Raw genomic sequence first — 19,060 nt, 5'->3', positions numbered from 1 at the left:
GACGTCGATGCCGCGCTGTGGTGCCGTCGACGAGGCCGCCCCCGCGCTCACGTCCACACCGCGGTGACGGTGTCGCGCAGGTCGCCACCGACAGATCCCACCTGGACGGCTACCTGCCCGGTGCGCCCGCGCGGCGCCGCTGCGTCATCGTCGAGGTCGACGGCGTCGCGACGCAGGGTACGCAGCTCGCCGGACCGCATGCCGGTGAACCGCAGTCCGACACGATCGCATGCATCCCCAGGGAGGCCAGGCCGCAACCCGAACGACACCAATGTGGTGGCAGATTCCGCTGGTCAGGCGGCGGTCACGCTGCCTCCGCGAGCCCAGTGGCCCGAGGTCTCCCCTCGAAACCCATGGGCGCAACTCAGACTCCATGTCCTCACGTCGAGTAGTGCTCACGTGGCGAGGATCCATACTCGAGACACACCGAAAACGGTCTCAAGCACTCTCCGTAGACCCGGCGCGTCGTCCCCACGGCCCCCGGCGCGGGTTTCTGCACCAGCGACCGCGTCCCGCTTCGGTCGTAGCAACAGTCACCGTGCAGTTGCCCGCGCATCCGCGGGTCTCCGTACCGCGACTCGGGACGCCTCAATCGCCACACCCGCCACCGCGAACGCGCACCCGCGCATCCGCGGGTCTCCGTACCGCGACTCCAGACGCCTCATCGCCACACCCGCCGCCGCGAACGCGCACCCGCGCATCCGCGCATCCGCGGGTCTCCGTACCGCGTCGACCGCAGCGGGGGCCGTGGTCGATCGCCGCAGCGGGCGCCCGCCGTCGGCGTCGACCGCGGACGGGGGCCGTGGACGATCGCCGCAGCGGGCGCCCGCCGTCGTGGCGACCGCAGCGGGGCCGTGGTCGATCGCCGCCGCGGGCGGGCCCGCGCGGGCCCGCCGGACCCGGTGCGGAACGCGGCCTACTCGTCGACGAGCTCCCAGCGCGTCCGGATGGTGACGCCGACCTCCTCTTCGCCGGGCTCGACCGGGACCCCGGCGGCCTCGGCGTCGTCGGCCTCCACATCGGCGGGGGACGCGTCGGCCGGCGCGGGACGGGCGGCACCGACCTCGGTGAGCTCGACGAGCGCGCCGAGCTCGGCGCCCGCCGCCTGTGCGTACTGGTCGGCGCGGTCGCGGGCGTCGGCGACCGCGGCCTCGCGGGCCTGCGCGACGAGCTCGGCGTTGTCCTCCAGGTCGAACGCGACGTTGCGCACGCGCGCCGCGTCGCCCGCCGCCGCGACGCCCGCGTCGAGCACCTCGCCGGCGGTGTCCATGTCACGCACCCGCACCTCGAGCAGGTTGCGGACCTGGTAGACCTCGGCGGGCTCGGCGCCGTCCTCCCTCTCCTCCGGTGGGACCTCCTCGCGGGTCTGCGACACGTCTACGTCCGCGGTGGCGAGGTCGTCGGGATCCACGCCGGCGTCGACGAGCGCCTCCCGCACCGCCTCGAGGTCAGCGTTGGCCGCGTCGAGCGCGGGCTGGACCGCGTGCGCGGTGTGCTCGACCCCGATCGTCGCCGACAGCACGTCGGGTTCGCCCTGCACCCGGCCCTCCCCGGCCACGCGCAGCCCCTCGTCGTGCTCGGCCACGCCAGCGTCGGTCGCGATCGCCACGTCGGCGCCGCCGCCGCCCACCCCCGCCGCGTCACTCGCCTCGTCGCCAACGGGCTCATCCGTGGGGTCGTCGTCGCAGCCGGCGAGCAGAAGCGCGCCCGCCACGACCGTCGCCATTCGCTGCCTCGCGCGCATCTGCGCCCCCTCGGCTCGGCGTCCTGTTCCCGTGTTCGACGTCCCGCGTTCGACGTCGAGCGCTGCGGCCGGGTTCCGCCGCCGGGCGATTCCATCCGGCGGACGCTGCGGCCGGGTTCCGCTCCGGGCGATTCCATCCGGCGGACGCTGCGGCCGGGTTCCGCCGCCGGGCGATGCCATCCGGCGAGGGGCATGACCACGGCGGGGCGGGCGCGCTACTCCTCGTCGGCGCGGACCGCGTGGTGGCCGACGAGCTGCTGGCGACGCGCGGAGGTTGGTACCTGCTGTGCGCGCCACCGGGATCCCGGTGCGACGGGCCGGCCCGCGGCCGCGACGGGCCCGGGCGGACGAGGCCGCGGGCCGCCCGTGCCCCGACCTGCGGGTAACCTCCGGACGCTCCTGCGAACCCTGCGGCAACGAGACGAATGAGCGCTGACTACGGCTACGCCTTCGGCGACGACGAGGCCGCCCGCCGGCGGCTGGAGCTCGTGGACGCGGTGTTCTCCCCCACGAGCCGCACCTTCCTCGCGCAGCTCGGCGAGCGCTACGGGGCGCCGCAGCTCGCGGTCGACCTCGGCTGCGGCATCGGCCGTACGACCCGGATGCTGCACGAGGCCACCGGAGCCGAGCGCACGGTGGGGCTCGACGCCTCGGGCGACGCGATCCACGAGGCCTCTCGGCACACGACCGGCAGCCTCGAGTTCCTCACCCACGACCTGAGTGAGGACCCGCTACCGATCGCCCACGTCGACGTCCTGTACGGGCGACTGGTGCTCACCCACCTCGCCGAACCCGCCGCGCGGCTGCAGGCGTGGAGCGAGCACCTCGCCGCCGGTGGGGTGCTCGCGGTCGAGGAGATCGCGGCCACCGACGCCGATCACCCGGCGCTCGCCGACCACCTCGGGGTCGTCGCCGACCTGCTCGCGGCGAGCGGACGCGACCTCCACGCCGGGGCGCGGCTCCCGAGCGAGGTCCCGCCGCTGCGCGTCGCGGTGGACACGACGGCGGAGGTCCGGGCTGACGCGCCGACGGCGGCGCGGATGTTCCGGATGAACCTCCCGGGTCTCGCCCGCAGCGCCGGCACGCTCGACGACGGCGGTGCGCTGCTCGCCCGCGTGCAGGCATTGGACGCGCCGCTCGGCGCGGTCGTCGAGCGCGACGAGGCCGGGACGGTGACGTGGACGCTGCGCCACCTCGCCCTTGAGCGGGCGTGAGCGCCGACGCGACCGCAGCGCGGCCGATCGCGCTCGGACACCTGACGCTCCTCGATCTCGCGCCGCCGGACCTCGTCGAGGTGGCCGCGCATGCCGGCTACACGGGGATCGGCGTGCGGGTCGCGACCGCCGGGACCGCCGAGGCGCCCTGGCCGATGACCGGCGCGAACCCGCCGATGCGCGCGGAGACGCGCCGGCGGGCCGACGCGCTCGGCCTCGAGATCGTCGACGTCGAGGTGGTCCGCCTCACGCCCGAGACGCGGCGCGGCGACCACGCGGCCGTGCTGGAGGCCGGCGCGGCGCTGGGCGCGCGGGTGATCAACGTGATCGGTGACGACCCGGACGAGGCCCGCTGCGCCGAGTCGTTCGCGGCGCTCGCCGAGGACGCGCGTGCCCACGGACTGCGGCCGCTGCTCGAGCCGATGGCCTACCGGGCGGTCGACCGGGTCGAGACCGCCGCGCGGATCGCCGCCGCGTCCGCCGGCGGCGGCGTCCTCGTCGACTGCTTGCACGCGTACCGCTGCGAGGCGTCGGCCCGGACGCTCGCGACGCTGCCGGCGGACCGCGTGCCGCTCGTACAGCTTTGCGACGCGCCGGCCTCCACGCCTCCGCTGCCCGCGGAGCCGCCCCTCCTGCCGCGTGGGCAGCACGGCTCGCGCGCGACGGTGGCCACGTCGTCTGCCATCACTTCGCCGAGCCGGACGCGGTGGCCGGGACCGCCGAGCGCGTCCGGCGCGCCGGCGCGACCCCCCACGTCATCGAGGCGGAGCTCCGCGACCCGGAGGCCGCCGCCACCCTCGTGGACCGCGCGGTGGGCGCCGGCGGAGGCTTGGACGTGCTGGTCAACGCCGCGGGCGTCATGCGGGAACACGCGCCGGCCGAGCAGCCCCGCGACGACTGGGACACGACGATCGCCGTCAACCTCACGGCCACGTACCTGACCTGCTATCAGGCGGTCCCCCACCTCCGCGACCGGGGCGGGGCGATCGTGAACCTGGCCTCGCAGCTCGCCCTGAAGGGGGCGGCAGGGCTCGCCGCCTACACCGCCTCCAAGGGCGGGATCATCGCGATGACCCGCACCCTCGCTCGAGAGGTCGGCCCGCGAGTACGGGTCTACGCGCTCGCGCCCGGGCCCACCGAGACGGGGATGATCGCCCCTTACGCGGACGAGGACTGGCGCCGCGAACGCACCGCCTCGCTGATCAACGCCCGCGTCGCGGAACCCGAAGAGGTGGCCGAGGTCGCCGCGTTCGCGGTCGCCGAGGAGGGCGGGCTCCTGCAGGGACAGACCCTCCACTGCAACGGCGGCGGCGTGCTCCAGTAGGCCGGGTCCGTCCCGTGCCGCCCGTCGCGAGTGTTGCGGCGCCTCCGCCTGAGCCCTCCGCCAGGGCCCTCCGCCCGGGCCCGCCCAGACGGGAAGGGCCCCGAAGTGCAGGGTCCCGAACGAACGTCGAGGATGGCCCGGGTGAGCGAGCCACCGAAAGAACGCGAGCAACCCGAGGAGGGCGAACAACCCGAGAAGGGCGAACAACCCGAGAAGGGCGAGCAACCCGAGGAGGAGCTTGCGCTGCGCGGGCCGGTGCGCCTGCTCGCCGATCGGCGCTTCGGGCCGTTCTTCTTCGGCAAGCTCGCGTCGTCGGTCGGCGTCTGGATCTACAACGTCGTCGCCTCGGTGGTCGTCTTCCAGCTCACCGGCTCGGCGTTCGCCGTCGGGCTCGTGAGCGTGGCGCAGTTCGTGCCGCAGATCGCGCTCGCGCCGCTCGCCGGCGCGCAGGCCGATCGCGGGAACCGTCTCCACCAGCTGGCGGCGGCGCGCCTGCTCGTCGCGGTCGGCGCCGGCGCCCTCGCGGTGTGGGCCGCGTTCGTCGGGTTCCGCGGCACCCTCGACGCGGCCCTGGTGATCGCGATGGCCTTCGTCGTTGGCGTCGGGTTCGCGGTGGGCGGGCCCGCCGGCCACGCGATCATTCCGGCGCTCGTCCGGCGGGGGGAGCTCGGCAGCGCCGTCGCGCTCAACCAGACCCCGTTCACGCTCGGCCGCGCCGTGGGCCCGGCCGCGGGCGCGGGGCTGCTCGCGGTCGCCGGGCCGGCGCCGGCGTTCGCCGCGGCCTCGGTCGCGAACCTCGCGTTCGCCGCCGTCGTCCTGCGGCTGCGGATCCAGCCCCGCCCGGCCCGCGGCGACGGCGACGGCTCCGTCCGCGCCGGCTTCCGCTACCTGCGCACCGATCCGGTGGCCGCGGTGCTGCTCGGCGGCGTCGTGGCGATCGGGCTCGGCCTCGATCCGGTGATCACGCTCTCGCCGGCGATCGCGGACGGGCTCGGCGGCGGCGAGCAGCTCGTCGGCGGGCTCGTGTCCGCGTTCGGCGTCGGGGCGGCCGCCCTCGTGCTCCTCGTGCCGGCGCTCCAAGCCATCGTCGCGCTACGGCGCTTGCCCTCGGTGGGGCTCGCGCTCTTTGCGGTCGCGTACGTAGGGCTCGCGTTCGCGCCGTCGGCGGCCCTCGCCGTCGGCGCGATGGCCCTCGCTGGCGCCGGCATGATGATCGCCACGACGGCGCTCACCACCCTGCTCCAGTCCCGCCTGCCGGACGAGTTCCGCGGCCGGATCATGGCGCTCTGGGCGGTGGCGTTCGTCGGTACCCGCCCACTCGCGGCGGCGGTGAACGGCGCGGTCGCTGACACCGTGGGCGTGGAGGTCGCGGTGCTGCTGATGACCGGCGTGCTCGCCGCCGGCGCAGTCCTCACCCGCGGTCGGCGTACGGCCAGCCCACCGCCGCCGCACCCGTAGACGCCCGTGTCCCCTGCCGAAGGACTCGAGGCTCTGTCTCAGCCGTTTGGGGATCGCTGTCGTCCAGCAACCTCGACCGGGTGGAAGCCATCGAGGTGGGTGCGTGGGCCGGGTTGCTAGGGCGGGTCAGCGTCGAGCACTTCCTGTATGTCGTCGCGGGAGACTTGGATGTCGACGTTGGCCCGCTCGACCTGGAGCAACATGGGCACGCGGCTGTCACGCTCGCCCCAGCCGCGGTTGAGCGCCTCGGTCATCTCCTCGAGGACGAGACTGGACAGGCGCATCGGCACGTCGAGCTCGCGCCCCAATTCGGCGGCCAACGACATGTCCTTGTGCGCAAGGTCCAAGGCGAACGAGGGCGGGTCGTATTGCCCGGTTAGAAACTGGTCAGCGAGTCGGTCGAACGTCCGGGCCCTTCCGTTCGCACCTTGACGCAGCGCCGACCAGAGCGTCAACGGATCGACCCCCGCCTTGACGCCCATCGTGAATGCCTCCGCCAGAACCGTCCGAACGGTGTTGCTGCAGCAGTTGTGGACGAGCTTCGCGACGGTCGCCTGACCGACCTCACCGATGTGGCGGACCTCGTCGCCGAGGCTGCGCAGCACCGCCTCGTGCTTCGCCAGCACCTCCCCGTCGCCGCCGACCCAGATCGCGAGCCGTCCCGATGCCGCGCCCCGGGGTCCACCGCTGACCGGGGCGTCGAAGAAGTGCGCGCCGACCCGTGCGAGGCCATCGGCGACCTCAAGCACGACGCGCCGCGAGTTCGTTGACAAGTCGAACACCGCGCTGCCCGGAGAGAGCCCCTCGGCGAGGCCACTTTCGCCGAGGGCGACTGCCGCGACCTGCGGCGGGCCGGGCAGCGAGGTGAGCACCACCTCGCAGCTCGCCGCGACCTCGCGGGGGCTGTCCGCCCAGGCTGCCCCCGCGACGGCCCCAGCAGCATCCTCCCGTACGTCGTGGACGACGAGTTCGAACCCGTCGTCCTGCAGTCGTGAAGCCATCCGTTGCCCCATAACGCCGAGGCCGACGAACCCAACCTTCATCAATCCCTCCTTGGTCGCTGCCCGCCGCGCCCCTGCGCAGCGCTCACGAGTCCCGCTGGTCGCAGGCCTCCTTCGCGATGCGCGCTGCGGTCATCGCGGTCGGCCACCCGGAATAGAACGCGAGGTGGGTGATGACCTCCACGAGCTCGGTCTGCGTGACTCCGTTGTCGAGGGCCCGCTGGATGTGGCGGCGCAATTGATCCTCGCGGTTGAGCGCAACGAGCGCCGCGACGGTGATCAGGCTACGGTCGCGCTGGCCGAGTTCGGCGCGCTCCCAGACGTCACCGAAAACGACGTCGTCGGTGAGCTCCATCAGCTTGGGCGCGAACTCGCGTAGCGCCTGACGGTGGGGGGCCTGCGCCCCGTAGGCGGGTGCCTGCTCGTTCTCCATTTCGGACCCTTCGTTCGCGTCGCGGGTGTGGAATTAGCTGCGCGGGACGACGAGCGCATCAGCCACGACGACGCCTTCGCCGGCCGGCCGGACGAATAGCGGGTTCACCTCCACGGCGTCGATGTCGTCCCGCCCCTCGAGGAGCTTTGTCAGGGTCGCCGCCTCACGCGCCAGCGCGGCGAGGTCGGCGGCGGCGGCCCCACGGAACCCGGTGAGCAGCGAGCCGACACGGGTGCCGCCCACGAGACGGGTGATCGCCCCCTCGCCCAGCGGGCACGGCTCGACGACGACGTCGCGGAGCAACTCCGTCATCGTTCCGCCCCATCCCCAGAGCAGGGTGACGCCGAAGTCGGGGTCCCGGCGGGCGGCAACGACGAGCTCTACAGCGTCGCGGACCATCGGGGCGAGCACGATGCCGTCAAGCGTCCCACCGCGCAGCCGCGCCGCCCGGGCGGAGACCGTCGAGAGCGCCTGCCGGACCTCGTCCGCGTCGTCGAGCCCCTTGACGACGAGTCCGTGATCGCTCTTGTGCGCCACCCCCGGCATCGAGCCCTTCAGCACCAGCGGGTAGCCGACCCGGTCCGCCTCCCCGGCCACGAGGTCTGCGTCGGGTGGGACGACGCGGGCAGTGACACTGCAACCGGCCGCCTTCAGTGTTGCGAGGCTCTCCGCCTCCGACCACGCCACGGGGGGACTCGCGATCGCGACCTCAGTCTCGTGTTCGCTCGGCTCGCCACTCGACGCACCGACCGCGCCGACGGAGGACTCGCCTGGGGCGGGGACGCTCCATCGGGCCACCGCTGCGACGTTGACATCGCAGCCCACCGGCAGGCCACGTAGCCGGTGGATGGCGCTGCGCGCCGCGAGGACCACATCGGCGGTCGTGCCGACCGGGACCGCGGCGGCGCGTAACGCCTCCTCCTCGTCGGGTTCCATGTCACCCCCGCCGACCACGAGAACCGGCAGGTCGGGCTCGGCACGCGCCGCGCTCGCCACGGCGTCGACGACGAACGCCCGCCGATCGACGCTCTGCAGTCTGGTCAGCACGACGAGGAGCAGCCCCGTCTCCTCCGCCGCCGCGAGGGTACGCAGATAGGCCTCCGACTCCTGCACCCGACCGGCCCCGAGGTCGAAAGGGTTCATCGCTTGCGCCCGTGAGCCGGGCCGCCGCATCGCCTCGGCCGTCGCGGGAGAGAGCGACGCGAGCCCGACGCCGAGCTCGTCACACCAATCGGCTACCGAGACCGCGCCCGCACCGGATGTGCTGGCGGCCGTCACACTCGGGCGCCGGGGGGCGCGCCCCTCGGCCACCATGGTTGCGAGGAGCGTGAACGACTCCGGGGTCTGGGCCTGCCACACGCCCTCGTCGGCGAAGAGGCTCTCGTAGGCCGCGTGGGCACCGCCCATCCGTGAGGCGTGCGCAGTCGCCGCCGCCTCGCCACGGTCGGAGGCTCCGAGCTTCAGCGCGACGACTTCCTTGCCGGCGGCTTGAGCCGCGCGGACGAGCTCGCGGAAGCGGCCCGGCTCGGCGACGCTGTCGAGGAGCACACCGATCACCCCCGTGTCGGCGTCGTCGACCAGGAAGGCGACCGCGTCGAGCAGGTCGAGGTCAGCCTCGTTGCCGCACGACACGAAGTGGCTTATACCGCTGCCCTGCTTGGCGACCATCGGCGCGATCGTGCTGACCAGCGCCCCGCTGTGCGAGACGAGCCCGACGCTGCCGGGGGCTTGAGGTCGCGCGTGGACGTAGTTGTAGCCGAGGGGGATGCCGTCGACGTAGTTGTACACGCCGTTGGTGTTCGGGCCGAGCAGGTGCGCTCCGGCCGCACGGACCCGTTCGACGAGGCGGGCCTGGCGATCGCGGTCGTCCTCAGAGCCGGTCTCGGCGAAGCCGTTCGCCGCGATCACGATGATCCCCACGCCGACCTCGAGGAGTTCTGCGACAGCCTCCTCGCTCGCCGCCGCCGGAAGCGTCACGAAGGCCACGTCGATGGGGTGCGGCAGCTCGGCAGGGGAGGCAAGCACGGGAGCGCCGTGCAGTCGCCCGCCCCCGCGCCCCACCGCGTACACGTCACCGTTGAACCCGGCCTGGACGAGGTTCCGCAAGGGCCACCCGCTCAGCTTCTCCTCGTCACGGCTCGCACCGATGAACGCGACGCTGCGCGGACGGAGTAGTGTCCCGACCGCCGCGGTCCTAGCTGACAACGCGTTGCCTCTGCTGCGACACGATCGGTTCCGGCCACGGGCGACGACCCGCCCCGTCGCCGACCACCGACCGATCGCGGAAGTGGGTGGCCTCCTCGAGTGTCTCCACGAGCGGCAGGTCCATCGGGTAGAGCTCGTCGACGGAGGTCGGGCGCGGCCCGGCCTTGGAGACGTGGCCGTACAGTGCGCGACCCACCACTTCCTCGGCCACCTCGACCGCGTCGAGCAGGCGGTCCATGTCGACGCCAGTCGAGATGTCCATGGCCCCGAGGAGGTGGACGAGATCCTCAGTGGGGATCATGCCCGCCGCTCGGCCGTTGCCGCAGTAGGGGCAGCCACCGAAGCCACCGACCGAGGCATCGATCGTGACCTCGTAACGGTCGTCGAGCGCCTCGATCGCTGCGTACGCCGAGGCCAACGCGAGGCCCCGAGTATTGTGCAGATGCAGGTGCAGCCGGCGCACCTCGGGCCAGCGCGCCGCGATCCGCTCCACCGTCTCACGGACCTCGTGTGGCGCGTTCCACCCCATCGGGTCGCCAAGGAAGACGCTGGCCACGTCGATGCCTGCCTCGCGCCAGGCCGCGTCCTGCCGCTCGAGCAGGGCGATGACGTCCCCCGCGCTGAACCCGCCGACCCAGTTCGACCCCCAAGCCGCGTTCGCGCCGATGCCCGCCTCGGTCGCACCCGACTCCCGCGCGCCCTCGATGGTCCGCGACCAGCCGTCGATCTCGTCCTGCTGTGAGCGGTTCGCGTTGCGCCGCGGGAAGACGTCACAGAGGTGGGCCACCGTCTGTGGCCGCTCACTGCGCGCCACCAGCGGCGGCATATGGGCCTGCATCCGCTCCCAGCCCCGCCGGTTCAGCGTGAGCGCGGTGTACTCGACTCCGGGGGCCGGGGTGAAGCCAGCGATCACGTCCTCGATGTCGGCCATCTGCGGCACCCACTTCGGACTCACGAACGATCCGACGATGATGCGACGTAGTCCCGTTGCCGACAGGGCGTCGAGCAAGCGGATCTTGGCCTCGGTGGTGATTTCGACGCTCTCGATCTGCATGCCCTCACGCATGCTTTCCTCGACAAGGTGGACCTGCGGATTGCTCATGCCTCACTCCAGGTCGACGGGGTCAGTAGGCGGGCGAGGTGCTCGGCGGCCGGTCAGCGGCCCGCCCACTGGGGTTCGCGGCCCGCGTTGAAGGCCGCGACGCCCTCCTCGCGGTCGGCGCTCACGTATGGGTTGGGGCCCGCGTCGAGGCGGAGCGCCGCGGAGACCGGGAGCTCCCAGCCCTTCGTGGCCATGTGCTTGTAGCGCCGGAGGCTGAGTGGCGCGTTCGCGGTGAGCCGCTCGGCGAGAGCGAGCGCCGCATCGAGCGCGGCGCCGTCCTCGACGAGGCTGTTCACGAGGCCCCACCGCTCGGCCTCCTCCGCGGATGCGAACCGCCCGGTGTACAGCAGCTCGAGGGCAATTCCGCGAGGAACGAGGCGGGGGAGGACAACGCTGGCGAAGTTGGCCCCGAGTCCCCGCTGCGCCTCGGGCATCCCGAACTGCGAGCCGCGGCCCGCCACCCGCAGGTCGCACGCCATCGCGAGTTCGAACCCACCCGCGATCGCGTAGCCGTCGACCGCGGCGATCGTGGGTTTGTAGACCTCCAGCAGCGACTCGTAGAGGTTGCGCTGCGTGCCTCCCATCGGCACCGGGAACGACGTGCGCTCTCGGCCGTAATCGCTCATCTCCTTGAGGTCGCCGCCGACCGAGAACGCCCGGGTGCCGGCACCGGTTACCACCGCCGCCCAGATCTCCTCGTCGTCGTTGACCCGAGCGAAGTGCGCGATCAGCTCCTCGCGCGCTTGCTGTCCGATTGCGTTCAGCCGCGCCGGGCGGTTCAGGGTCACTGTCGCGATGCGGTTGCGAACCTCGAACGTCGTTGCGTCGTCTTCCACTGGGATGGCCCCCATCGAGTTCGGCCGGTCACGGTGCGTTGGTGCAGGAGGCGGCGGCCCGACAGGACGGGCGGGCGGGGACGGACCCGGGGCGGCCGACCAGTCCCCACCCGCCCGCGCGTCTACTCCCGGGGATCGGGGTGGTCGTGCTCCTCGACGATGAAGTCGAGAACGAAATCCTGGACCTCCGGGTCCCAGTCGATGAGGTTGCTGGCCGCAGCCTCGACCTCGTCGCCGATGAGGATGTCGTAGGCGTGCGTGTCGAGGAACTCCTCAGCCTCCTCCTGGAACTCCTCGTCTTCAACGATGCGTTCGAAGCCCTCGTGGAGCTCGTCCTTGGCCTCCTGTGGCGCGTCCTCGTGTAGCCACATCACCTTGGAGACGGTGAATCCAGCGTTGACCGCCTCGATATAGGCCTCGAACTCCGGGCCGCCGGGAGCCTCGCCATGGATCTCCTCGTACATCTCGTCAAAGGTTGGGACGTCGTACTCCTCGGCGAGCGCTACGTCCTCGACGAGCTCGCCGTCTTCGACCTGGCCCGCGGTGAATACCGGGACCGCCGAGCCATCCTCGATGAGGGGATCGACCTGCTCCGGCAGCGACGCAGTCGTGTCCCAGTTGATGTTGAGCTCGCCCTGCTCGAAGGCTGGGCGAGCGGGCCCACGACCCTCGTAACCCATGATCACGTCGTGGTTGAGGTCGAGCATGTCGTAGGCGAGCATGAAGACGATTCCGAGGCTGTCGGGCGTCTGCTCCCCTGCGATGAACTCGACTTCGCCGCTCTGCGCCTCCTCGATGAAGTCCTCGACGTTCTCGATGCCGGTCTCGTCAGGGTTCACGTAGGCCAGGCCCCCAGTCTGGATCCCCATGAGCCCTTCCATTTGGGCATAGTCCAGTTCGAGGGCCTCCTCCTGGAACACCCACGGGAAGAGTCCCGACGCGAAGCTGAAGTAGATGGAGTCGGCCTCCTCGTGGTCTCGATCCATCCACCACTCGTTGCTGCCGACGATGCCGCCCGCGCCAGGAACGTTCACCGGCTGCACCGACGGATTCCCCGGGATGTGCTCCGCGAAGTACGGCGCGAGGAAACGGCCCTGCGTGTCGGTGCCACCACCAGTGTCGGTCGCGATGAACATCTCCAGCACGGTGTCGTGGTAGAAGGCGCCTTCGTCGACTTCGCCCTCGTCGGCGTCGGGCTCCACCACCTCGTCCTCGTCGTCCTCAGCGGAGTCGTCCTCGTCAGCATCGTCAGCGTCAGCGTCGGCGTCATCGAGCTGCTCGGCTTCCGCGTCCCCGCCATCGTCGCCCCCGTCATCGTCGGCCGCGCAGGCCGCCGTCGCGAAGACCAGCGCCAGGAGTCCGGCCAGCAGAACGAGGCGCCCTCGCGCCGGGGGGTGCGCCCGTCGCAGACCGCCGACGGGCGCTCCAAGGGGCGAGCCGGTGCGGGACGACCGGCCGTGCAGGGGCGCCGAGTCATTCGGCGTCGCCGCCCCGACCACCTGGCTAACGGCCCCCTTGCGACCTCGCGCCGCGTGTCCGTGCGACCGCCCCGGATGGGTGAACTGCGGCCCTGGCTTCTGCTCGCGCATCCTCGACCCTTTCTCCCGTGCGGGGCGCGCGGTCACGCGCCCCGCCACCCGGTCACCCTTCGTCCGGACGCGGTGTACCGAGCGTCGCCTCGTGACGGCGAACTCGAGCATGCGCGACACACACGATCGCGTCAACCATATTGTCAACGATTTCTTAGACTATTGTGACGCCGTGAAGGCGAACAAGTTCATGGGCCAGTACAGTCGCCCCACGGCGGCGGTCCGGGTATCCGCGACCGCCGGGCGGGGGCCCGCAGATGACGAGGTGGCAGGCCATGAGCACGAGTCGCGACCAACGCGCCGACGACCTCGGCACGCAGCTACGAACGGCGATCCTCGAAGGTGAGTTCGCCCCGGGCGAGCGCCTCGTCGAGGCCGAACTCTCCAGGCGCTTCGACGAAACCCGAGCAGCCGTTCGCCAGGCCCTCATCCAGCTCGACGGAGAGGGCCTCGTGGAGCGCGAGCGCAACCGGGGCGCCAAGGTCCGCGCCATCAGCCTGGACGAAGCGATCGAGATCACCGAGGCCCGTGCCGTCCTGGAGGGCCTTGCCGCCGCCAAAGCCGCCCGCAGCGCAACCGACGATGAGCGCGAACGGCTGCGGGAGCTCATCGCCGGGATGCGCGAGGCCGTCGAGGACAGCGACATCGTCCGCTATAGCACCCTGACCCACGCCGTTCATGACGCTGTCCGCGAGATGGCTCGACAGGACACGGTCGCAAAGCTCCTCGAGCGGCTGCGTTACGAGAGCGTCCGATACCACTTCGGCGTGGCGCTGCTGCCCGGGCGTCCCCAAGTCGGACTCCGCGAGCACGACGAGCTCGTTGAGGCGATCGTTGCCGGGGAAGCCGAGCAAGCGGAGAAGATCATGCGCGAGCACCTCATGAGCGTCATCGATGCGTTGCGGCAGTTGTCAAATGAGGATTCCCGGCGGCTCCTGCCAGGCGGTAGGTACTCGTAGCAGACAGACGGCCGCGCCCGTCGTCGCGGCCGCCCGCAGACGCCCATCGGCGACCTCCCCGTGAACCGGCTCGGTTATCCGGCGACGTGCACGGGGGCGGCCGGCTCGTCGGACAGCGGAGGGGTCACGTCTCCCTGGCCGCGGCGCTTCTCGGCACGACGGCGGCGACGAGCGAGCAGCAACATCAACAGGCCAAGGCCCGCGAGCAGACCGGCAAGGGAGAGTTGCCACGGGAACACGAGCACGCTCGTGGTGGCCACGACCTCGCCGCCTTGTCCGTCGTCGGCGGTCACCTCGACGGTGCATCCCAGACACAGGATGGGTGGGTCGCGCCAGACACCCTCGACGAGGCGCGTGCCGTCGCCGAGCACGGTGAAGTTCTCGAACGCGAAGTCGCCCTCGCCCGTGGTGGCGGTCAGGCGCCCCTCCTCCTGGAAGGTGCGGTGGATGTTGCCGCGGTTGTGCACCGCGAGCTCGAACTCCGCGGGTCCGCGATCGATCACGGCCGGACCGCTGAGCTCGCCGAGCTCGAGCTGCTCGATCTGGTCGCCGGGCACCTCGATGTACAGCTTGGCGGCGACCCGGTGGGTCAGCGAGATGTTGCCCTCCCCATCGGCGGAGGGCACCGCGAGGATGACGCTGACGTAGCGTTCGCCGGGCTCCGCGTCCTCGGGCACGTCGACGGTCACGTCGAGGTCGTGTCGCTCGTCGGGCTCGAGGGCGAACTCGGTCTCCTCGAGCGTGACCCAGTCGGCCGCCGACAGCTCGTCGGGGCCGGCGAACTCGGTCGTGCCGTGCTCGGTGACGGTGAACTCGGTGACCTCGGCCACGACCTCCACGGGCTCGCTGCCGGTGTTGTCCACCCGCAGCGGCTCAACGGTGCCGCCCGGTGCGTGGTCCACCTCCATCACCGCGGGACTGACCCGCAACGACATCGCGGGCCGGTCCTCGACATCCTCGGGTTCGGTGTCGGCCGAGGCCGGCGTCGGGATCGCGAAGAGGACGAGCACCAGCCCGAGAACGAGCGCCGACGTGCGACGCTGGGTCCCCAGGCTGGTGTGTGTGGTGGTCAACGTTAGTTCGCCGTGGCCGTGAATGTCAGGTCACCCGAGTAGGTGTCGGCGTTCACGAACGGCATCTCCATCTGGTAGCTGGCGGTGACGGTGTCGCCTCCCTCGGCGGACCTCTCGGTCTGGCCGTGAACCGTGACCGACTCCGTGTCACTCATCGACGCGTACGTCTCCTCACCGTCTTGGACTTCGAGGGTGCCGATCGGAATGTCGTCGGTGTTCTCGGCACTTTCGCCCTCCAACGCGGGGACGTCGGCTTCAACCGCGACGTTGTAGCCACCCTCATTGTTGGTTTGGACCGTCAGACCCGACGTGTTTGACGCCGTCTCGCCAGGAACGTCAGCGAGGGTGAAGGCTGCCTCGTCCGCCGCGATGGAGATGGTGCTCGCCACCTCGGCATTGGCCGTAACGCCGGTGTCCTCGGCGAACGCGGTGGGGCCGGCAACCATCAGCCCGGCCAGACCGGCCGTGACCAACAGGGACCCGCCGACAGCGAGCATGCGTGTGGGAAGAGCAATGGTGCTCATAGAAGTACTCCAGACATAGGCTTCGGTAACCCGGCCGACCCGCGGAGATCTCAGCGGGCCCCGTGGCTTTGCGTCCCCGCCTTGCGACGGGTTTGCCCTTCTCGGAAACGAGGGGCAGCGCCCGCCGGTCGGTGTACCTCCCCCGGTCGACCGGCCACTGCGCCTCATTGGTGTTATCGACCGGTACGGGCTCGAACTTGAGGGGCGACTGGGTTCGCGGGGTTCGATCACGGTCGCGAGATGGGATCGTCGCAATCAGGATGGGATCCGATGCTTGCGACGTGGACCATCGCCGTCGTGCTGCTCGGCTTCGGACTGCTGCAGTGGTCGGGACGGATCCGCCGCCTCGGCCCACTCGACCGGCTCTACGTGCTCGGGCTGGTCGGCGGCAGCGGCACCGCGGTGCTGGCGCTGACCCTCACGCTCGGCGATCCGGGCGGGACCGACGCGGGCAGGTACGCCGGGTTGTTGCTCAGCGTGACGCTGCTCGGCCTTGCGCCGATTCTGATGCTGATCGAGCCGCGCTGGCTGCAACCGGCCTGGCGACGCGAATCGGCGCGGCCTCCCCGCGGGCACGAAGGAAGAGGCCACTCGGCGGGCTGACGCGGCAAAGATCATCCGCGTACCGCAGGTCGACGAGACGCTCACCCCGCTCCACGGCGTCGATCGCCTGCGACTCACCGCGGTGATGAAGAAGGCCAGCCACCCGTCGATGTCGCCGCGCTCCCTCACCCCTTGGAGCAGGTCGTAGTACTGGCACGAAGACCGCGGTTTCCGGCCGGTTGTCGGGCGATCCGATCCAATTCGGCGAGCTGCGGACCTCGCCAGGCTGGCGTTCTTGCCCTCGCACTCCCGACATGAGCTCGCCGTGGAGCTCCTCCATGAACCGCACACTGATCGGTAGCGTGGCGAGTCGCTCGAGGCCGTACTCCATCGCATGGACGTAGTTGCGAACCTCGTCGGTGTCCGCGCCTGCCTCCGCGCCGCCGATCGCAGCGCTGAAGACGTCGGAGAGCGAGGCCTGTGTCCCCTCGATGCGGGAGCTGGCGAGCGCCTCCCGGGTCACATAGGGCGTGACCAAGAGGTGGGGGTTGGGCAGGAGCCGGCCCACTCCCGCCAAGCGGCCCAGCGCTCGGTCGGCACTCGAGAGCATGTTCACGAGGCTGCTGTCGAGGTCGAGCGTACGAGGCAGGGGCTCCGGGTGAAAGCTCAGGAGGTCGTAGGGGCCCAAGCCCTGCTCTAGCCGTCCGAAGCGATTGGACACGAACCGAGTACGGTCCATGACGCCAGCCTACAAGTTTTCGGCCGAAAGTTTGAACCTCAGGGCTCCGTGGTCAAGTGGGTTTGAGGAGGCGACCGCGAGGGGTCCATCGTCCGGTGCCTGGGCCGCTTCATGCTCCAAGCCGTGCCGTAGGACGACACCAGGACGCGATGGAAGGGGTGGTGTGTTGCCGAACCCACCGCTCCGGCCATCAACCCAACACACCTTGCGACCCGCGACAGCCACGAGCAGGTCACGAGGGCTTGACGGCCTCGAGCGTGAACATGAGGGGCAGGCGCTCGCGACCGTCGGGCAGCGCGAACCTCCCCTCGCGGTCGGCCCGCATCCACGGCAGCTGCGGCCACTCCATGTCGCGGTGCTCAGCCAGGCGGGTGAGGCGCAGCCCCGTCGAGCACGGCCTGCACCGTCTCGCCGAGCCCGTGGTGCCACTCGAACGTCACCGGAGCGGCGAGCGGCGCGCTGCCGACATAGCTCGCCTCATCCTCCCACCAGGTCACGCGCCACCGCGAGGGCCGACGGCGAGAAGTCCACGCCGGTCACCTCCCCACCGAGACGGGCGAGCGACAGCGAGTCGGTGCCCAGATGACACTGCAGGTGCACGATGCGCAACCCGATGAGATCGCCGAGGTGGGGCCCGTCGGCGCGCACCGTCGACGACAGCGCGCGGGATCGTCGAGGTAGCGGTCGAGGTCGTAGCCGCCCTCGCCGGTGTGCGCCGCACGCGCGACTCTCAGTTCGCCAGGTTCACGCGGCTGTACTGGTCCATTGCCGACCTTCCTCGGTTGTCGCTGTGCAGCTGGCCCAACTCGGTTTCGCCGGAGACCAGCACTGACCTTACCGAGTGTGCCGGGGGCGAGGGTCAGCGGCGACGCTCGCGATCGTGACGGCCGGAGATGTCCTCGATACGCCCGAGCACCTCGGTGGTTGGTGCCGTGCGCCCTCGCTCGTACTCGCTCATGCGGGAGGACGAGGTCCCGACCAGCCGCGCGAACGCCCGCAGCGACAGCCCGGTTCGGGCCCGCGCGTCGCGGACCACGGCCGCGTAGCGAGCACGGGCCGCGGCGTCGACGTCGCGGCGCGCGCTCGCGATCACCCGCTGCATCAACGCGTCCACGCCGTACAGCTCCCCCCAGCCCGCGATCTCCTCCACGACCCGCGCGACCCTGCCCCACGGGTCGGCTCGGATCGCCGCGGCCAGGCGCCGCCAATCGGACAGTCCGCCACGCTCAAGCGCGGCCTGGATCGCCTCGCCCGGCCACGTCTCGACGGGATCCTCGGGTGAGGCGTCAACATGGCGGAACTCAAGATCCGAGCCGGTCATGCGTCACCCTCGATGGCCAGCATCGCCTCGGCGACGTCGCCCAGCACCCGCGTCACCTCGGACCACTCGCGCCAGCGGCCCGCCAACCCCTTGTAGCGGTCGAGCTCGTCGAGCACGCTCCGGTCACGAGGTCGGGGATCGGCGAGCTGCCGGGCGACCTGGGTTGCCACGGCCTCGGGACGCTCGTTCACATCCGCGTAGTACACGTCGATCCCCGCGAGGACGGTCGCCGCGCGCTCAACGCCGAGCAAATCGGCCAGGGCGGCGACGTCGAGGTAATCACGGACCTGGTTGCGTGAGACCACCAGCCAGGCCTTGATTCGCAGCGTCTCCTCACGGGTCGGCACGACGAGCCGGTGACCCTCGTCCAGGTCGACCCGTAGCGCCTCGAGGCGCCGCGACCGGATCAGCTGGCGAACGCCGGTCTCGATGTCCCCGAGGCGGCCGAGAATGAGCTTGCCCGGGCGCGCGCGCACGAGGGAGAAATCGCCGAGCGCCTCGAGGTGCTCCAGCACCGCATCGAACCGCTCCTCGAGATCCTCGACCACATGTTCATGGTCGACCGAGACGCTATGACCCGCGTGGGACGCCACCGCCCCGCCCCCCACCAGCACGGCGCCGGGCACGACCTCCTGCAACTCCGCCCCCTTGCCCAGCACGCGCACCAGCCGCGGATCACGCGGGGCTTCACTGCGTTCCATACCACGATGTTATCGGTTCCGATAGCACCCCGCGGGGTAGCCGTGTTCGCCGTCTCGAGCCAGTACCAGATCGCCCACCCGTCGGGTCCGCCCTCGACCAACCGCTGCACCAGCGCCGCTGCGTCATCGTCGAGGCCGAACGCGTCGTCGAGTTGCGCGCTCGGCAGCGGCGTGGTCGAGCACCGGCTTGACGACCCGCGGCTGCGCTTGGCCACGAAGGCCCGAAGGTGTGTTGCCGAGAGCACCGATTCGGCCATTAAGTCAACACACCTTGCGGCCGTCCCCGGCGGCCGC

Annotated in this window: 18 protein-coding genes, 2 pseudogenes and 1 riboswitch; of the genes and pseudogenes, 6 read left to right on the top strand and 14 right to left on the bottom strand. The window is 71.4% G+C overall.

Going from position 1 to position 19,060, the window contains the following annotated elements; genetic code table 11:
• Window positions 1-47 precede the first annotated feature (47 nt).
• The gene (locus ER308_RS21755; protein WP_165492137.1) at window positions 48-200 is read right to left on the bottom strand and encodes a hypothetical protein; all 153 of its coding nucleotides are present in this window, start codon (window positions 198-200) and stop codon (window positions 48-50) included.
• A 716-nt stretch (window positions 201-916) separates the two neighbouring features.
• Window positions 917-1,744 (bottom strand): SIMPL domain-containing protein, encoded by an 828-nt coding sequence (locus tag ER308_RS15280; protein ID WP_165492136.1) that lies wholly within the window; start codon window positions 1,742-1,744, stop codon window positions 917-919.
• A gap of 425 nt (window positions 1,745-2,169) precedes the next feature.
• On the opposite strand from ER308_RS15280, the gene ER308_RS15275 reads away from it, so the two are divergent.
• From ER308_RS15275 to ER308_RS15260, 4 genes and pseudogenes are all read left to right on the top strand, one after another.
• A complete protein-coding gene (locus ER308_RS15275) occupies window positions 2,170-2,958 on the top strand; it encodes a class I SAM-dependent methyltransferase (RefSeq protein WP_131155785.1) in 789 nt (262 codons plus the stop codon).
• Window positions 2,955-3,548: pseudogene (locus ER308_RS22570) on the top strand (sugar phosphate isomerase/epimerase family protein); the annotation flags it as partial. The gene ER308_RS15275 and the pseudogene ER308_RS22570, both read left to right, overlap by 4 nt.
• Window positions 3,542-4,282: an SDR family NAD(P)-dependent oxidoreductase gene (locus ER308_RS22565; RefSeq protein WP_240731825.1), complete on the top strand. Its 741-nt coding sequence runs from the start codon at window positions 3,542-3,544 to the stop codon at window positions 4,280-4,282. The pseudogene ER308_RS22570 and the gene ER308_RS22565, both read left to right, overlap by 7 nt.
• 141 nt (window positions 4,283-4,423) lie before the next feature.
• Window positions 4,424-5,740 carry an MFS transporter gene (locus tag ER308_RS15260; protein ID WP_165492135.1) on the top strand — a complete coding sequence of 439 codons (1,317 nt, stop codon included), beginning with the start codon at window positions 4,424-4,426 and terminating at the stop codon, window positions 5,738-5,740.
• Window positions 5,741-5,856: 116 nt separating this feature from the next.
• Here ER308_RS15260 and ER308_RS15255 read toward each other — a convergent pair whose 3' ends face one another.
• The 6 genes from ER308_RS15255 to ER308_RS15230 all read right to left on the bottom strand — a co-directional run bounded on the left by ER308_RS15255 (window position 5,857) and on the right by ER308_RS15230 (window position 12,906).
• Window positions 5,857-6,783: an NAD(P)-dependent oxidoreductase gene (locus tag ER308_RS15255; protein WP_131155781.1), complete on the bottom strand. Its 927-nt coding sequence runs from the start codon at window positions 6,781-6,783 to the stop codon at window positions 5,857-5,859.
• Window positions 6,784-6,826: 43 nt separating this feature from the next.
• Complete coding sequence (locus tag ER308_RS15250) at window positions 6,827-7,174, bottom strand: carboxymuconolactone decarboxylase family protein (protein ID WP_131155780.1); 348 nt, start codon at window positions 7,172-7,174, stop codon at window positions 6,827-6,829.
• A gap of 33 nt (window positions 7,175-7,207) precedes the next feature.
• Window positions 7,208-9,379, bottom strand: coding sequence for an acetate--CoA ligase family protein (locus tag ER308_RS15245; protein ID WP_131155779.1), 2,172 nt, complete (start codon window positions 9,377-9,379; stop codon window positions 7,208-7,210).
• A complete protein-coding gene (locus tag ER308_RS15240) occupies window positions 9,369-10,481 on the bottom strand; it encodes a beta/alpha barrel domain-containing protein (RefSeq protein ID WP_131155778.1) in 1,113 nt (370 codons plus the stop codon). Before ER308_RS15240 ends, ER308_RS15245 begins: the two co-directional genes overlap by 11 nt.
• A 53-nt stretch (window positions 10,482-10,534) precedes the next feature.
• Window positions 10,535-11,317 (bottom strand): enoyl-CoA hydratase/isomerase family protein, encoded by a 783-nt coding sequence (locus ER308_RS15235; protein ID WP_205745649.1) that lies wholly within the window; start codon window positions 11,315-11,317, stop codon window positions 10,535-10,537.
• Between the two features lie 122 nt (window positions 11,318-11,439).
• Window positions 11,440-12,906: a hypothetical protein gene (locus ER308_RS15230; protein ID WP_131155776.1), complete on the bottom strand. Its 1,467-nt coding sequence runs from the start codon at window positions 12,904-12,906 to the stop codon at window positions 11,440-11,442.
• Between the two features lie 275 nt (window positions 12,907-13,181).
• On the opposite strand from ER308_RS15230, the gene ER308_RS15225 reads away from it, so the two are divergent.
• Window positions 13,182-13,865: a GntR family transcriptional regulator gene (locus ER308_RS15225; protein WP_205745648.1), complete on the top strand. Its 684-nt coding sequence runs from the start codon at window positions 13,182-13,184 to the stop codon at window positions 13,863-13,865.
• Between the two features lie 74 nt (window positions 13,866-13,939).
• Here the strand turns inward: ER308_RS15225 and ER308_RS15220 are convergent, their stop codons facing one another.
• Complete coding sequence (locus ER308_RS15220; RefSeq protein ID WP_131155774.1) at window positions 13,940-14,938, bottom strand: hypothetical protein; 999 nt, start codon at window positions 14,936-14,938, stop codon at window positions 13,940-13,942.
• Between the two features lie 2 nt (window positions 14,939-14,940).
• On the bottom strand, window positions 14,941-15,435 hold the full coding sequence (locus ER308_RS15215) for a hypothetical protein (protein WP_131155773.1): 495 nt from the start codon (window positions 15,433-15,435) through the stop codon (window positions 14,941-14,943).
• A gap of 48 nt (window positions 15,436-15,483) precedes the next feature.
• A riboswitch (cyclic di-GMP riboswitch) is annotated at window positions 15,484-15,569 on the bottom strand.
• A 163-nt stretch (window positions 15,570-15,732) separates the two neighbouring features.
• Here ER308_RS15215 and ER308_RS22560 point away from each other — a divergent pair.
• A complete protein-coding gene (locus ER308_RS22560; protein WP_240731824.1) occupies window positions 15,733-16,065 on the top strand; it encodes a hypothetical protein in 333 nt (110 codons plus the stop codon).
• 325 nt (window positions 16,066-16,390) lie between these two features.
• On the opposite strand, the pseudogene ER308_RS23280 reads toward ER308_RS22560, so the two are convergent.
• From ER308_RS23280 to ER308_RS15195, 4 genes and pseudogenes are all read right to left on the bottom strand, one after another.
• Window positions 16,391-16,615: pseudogene (locus ER308_RS23280) on the bottom strand (Fic/DOC family N-terminal domain-containing protein); the annotation flags it as partial.
• 606 nt (window positions 16,616-17,221) lie between these two features.
• Window positions 17,222-17,392, bottom strand: coding sequence for a class I SAM-dependent methyltransferase (locus ER308_RS22095; RefSeq protein WP_205745647.1), 171 nt, complete (start codon window positions 17,390-17,392; stop codon window positions 17,222-17,224).
• Window positions 17,393-17,603: 211 nt separating this feature from the next.
• On the bottom strand, window positions 17,604-18,065 hold the full coding sequence (locus ER308_RS15200; RefSeq protein WP_131155771.1) for a helix-turn-helix domain-containing protein: 462 nt from the start codon (window positions 18,063-18,065) through the stop codon (window positions 17,604-17,606).
• Complete coding sequence (locus ER308_RS15195) at window positions 18,062-18,766, bottom strand: hypothetical protein (protein ID WP_131155770.1); 705 nt, start codon at window positions 18,764-18,766, stop codon at window positions 18,062-18,064. Before ER308_RS15195 ends, ER308_RS15200 begins: the two co-directional genes overlap by 4 nt.
• Window positions 18,767-19,060 lie beyond the last annotated feature (294 nt).

It is taken from the genome of Egibacter rhizosphaerae (assembly GCF_004322855.1).
GTDB classification, from domain to species: Bacteria; Actinomycetota; Nitriliruptoria; order Euzebyales; family Egibacteraceae; genus Egibacter; species Egibacter rhizosphaerae.
The sequence above is the reverse complement of the archived record's forward strand: the minus strand, read 5'-3'. Positions and strand labels throughout refer to the sequence as shown.

Excerpts from the sequence above, each read along its gene's own strand:
- ER308_RS15195 (WP_131155770.1), bottom strand. The coding sequence starts at position 18,766 with ATGGAACGCAGTGAAGCCCCGCGTGATCCGCGGCTGGTGCGCGTGCTG.
- ER308_RS15250 (WP_131155780.1), bottom strand. The coding sequence starts at position 7,174 with ATGGAGAACGAGCAGGCACCCGCCTACGGGGCGCAGGCCCCCCACCGT.
- ER308_RS15255 (WP_131155781.1), bottom strand. The coding sequence starts at position 6,783 with ATGAAGGTTGGGTTCGTCGGCCTCGGCGTTATGGGGCAACGGATGGCT.
- ER308_RS21755 (WP_165492137.1), bottom strand. The coding sequence starts at position 200 with ATGCGGTCCGGCGAGCTGCGTACCCTGCGTCGCGACGCCGTCGACCTC.
- ER308_RS15200 (WP_131155771.1), bottom strand. The coding sequence starts at position 18,065 with ATGACCGGCTCGGATCTTGAGTTCCGCCATGTTGACGCCTCACCCGAG.
- ER308_RS22560 (WP_240731824.1), top strand. The coding sequence starts at position 15,733 with ATGCTTGCGACGTGGACCATCGCCGTCGTGCTGCTCGGCTTCGGACTG.
- ER308_RS15215 (WP_131155773.1), bottom strand. The coding sequence starts at position 15,435 with ATGCTCGCTGTCGGCGGGTCCCTGTTGGTCACGGCCGGTCTGGCCGGG.
- ER308_RS15280 (WP_165492136.1), bottom strand. The coding sequence starts at position 1,744 with ATGCGCGCGAGGCAGCGAATGGCGACGGTCGTGGCGGGCGCGCTTCTG.
- ER308_RS15275 (WP_131155785.1), top strand. The coding sequence starts at position 2,170 with ATGAGCGCTGACTACGGCTACGCCTTCGGCGACGACGAGGCCGCCCGC.
- ER308_RS15240 (WP_131155778.1), bottom strand. The coding sequence starts at position 10,481 with ATGAGCAATCCGCAGGTCCACCTTGTCGAGGAAAGCATGCGTGAGGGC.
- ER308_RS15230 (WP_131155776.1), bottom strand. The coding sequence starts at position 12,906 with ATGCGCGAGCAGAAGCCAGGGCCGCAGTTCACCCATCCGGGGCGGTCG.
- ER308_RS15225 (WP_205745648.1), top strand. The coding sequence starts at position 13,182 with ATGAGCACGAGTCGCGACCAACGCGCCGACGACCTCGGCACGCAGCTA.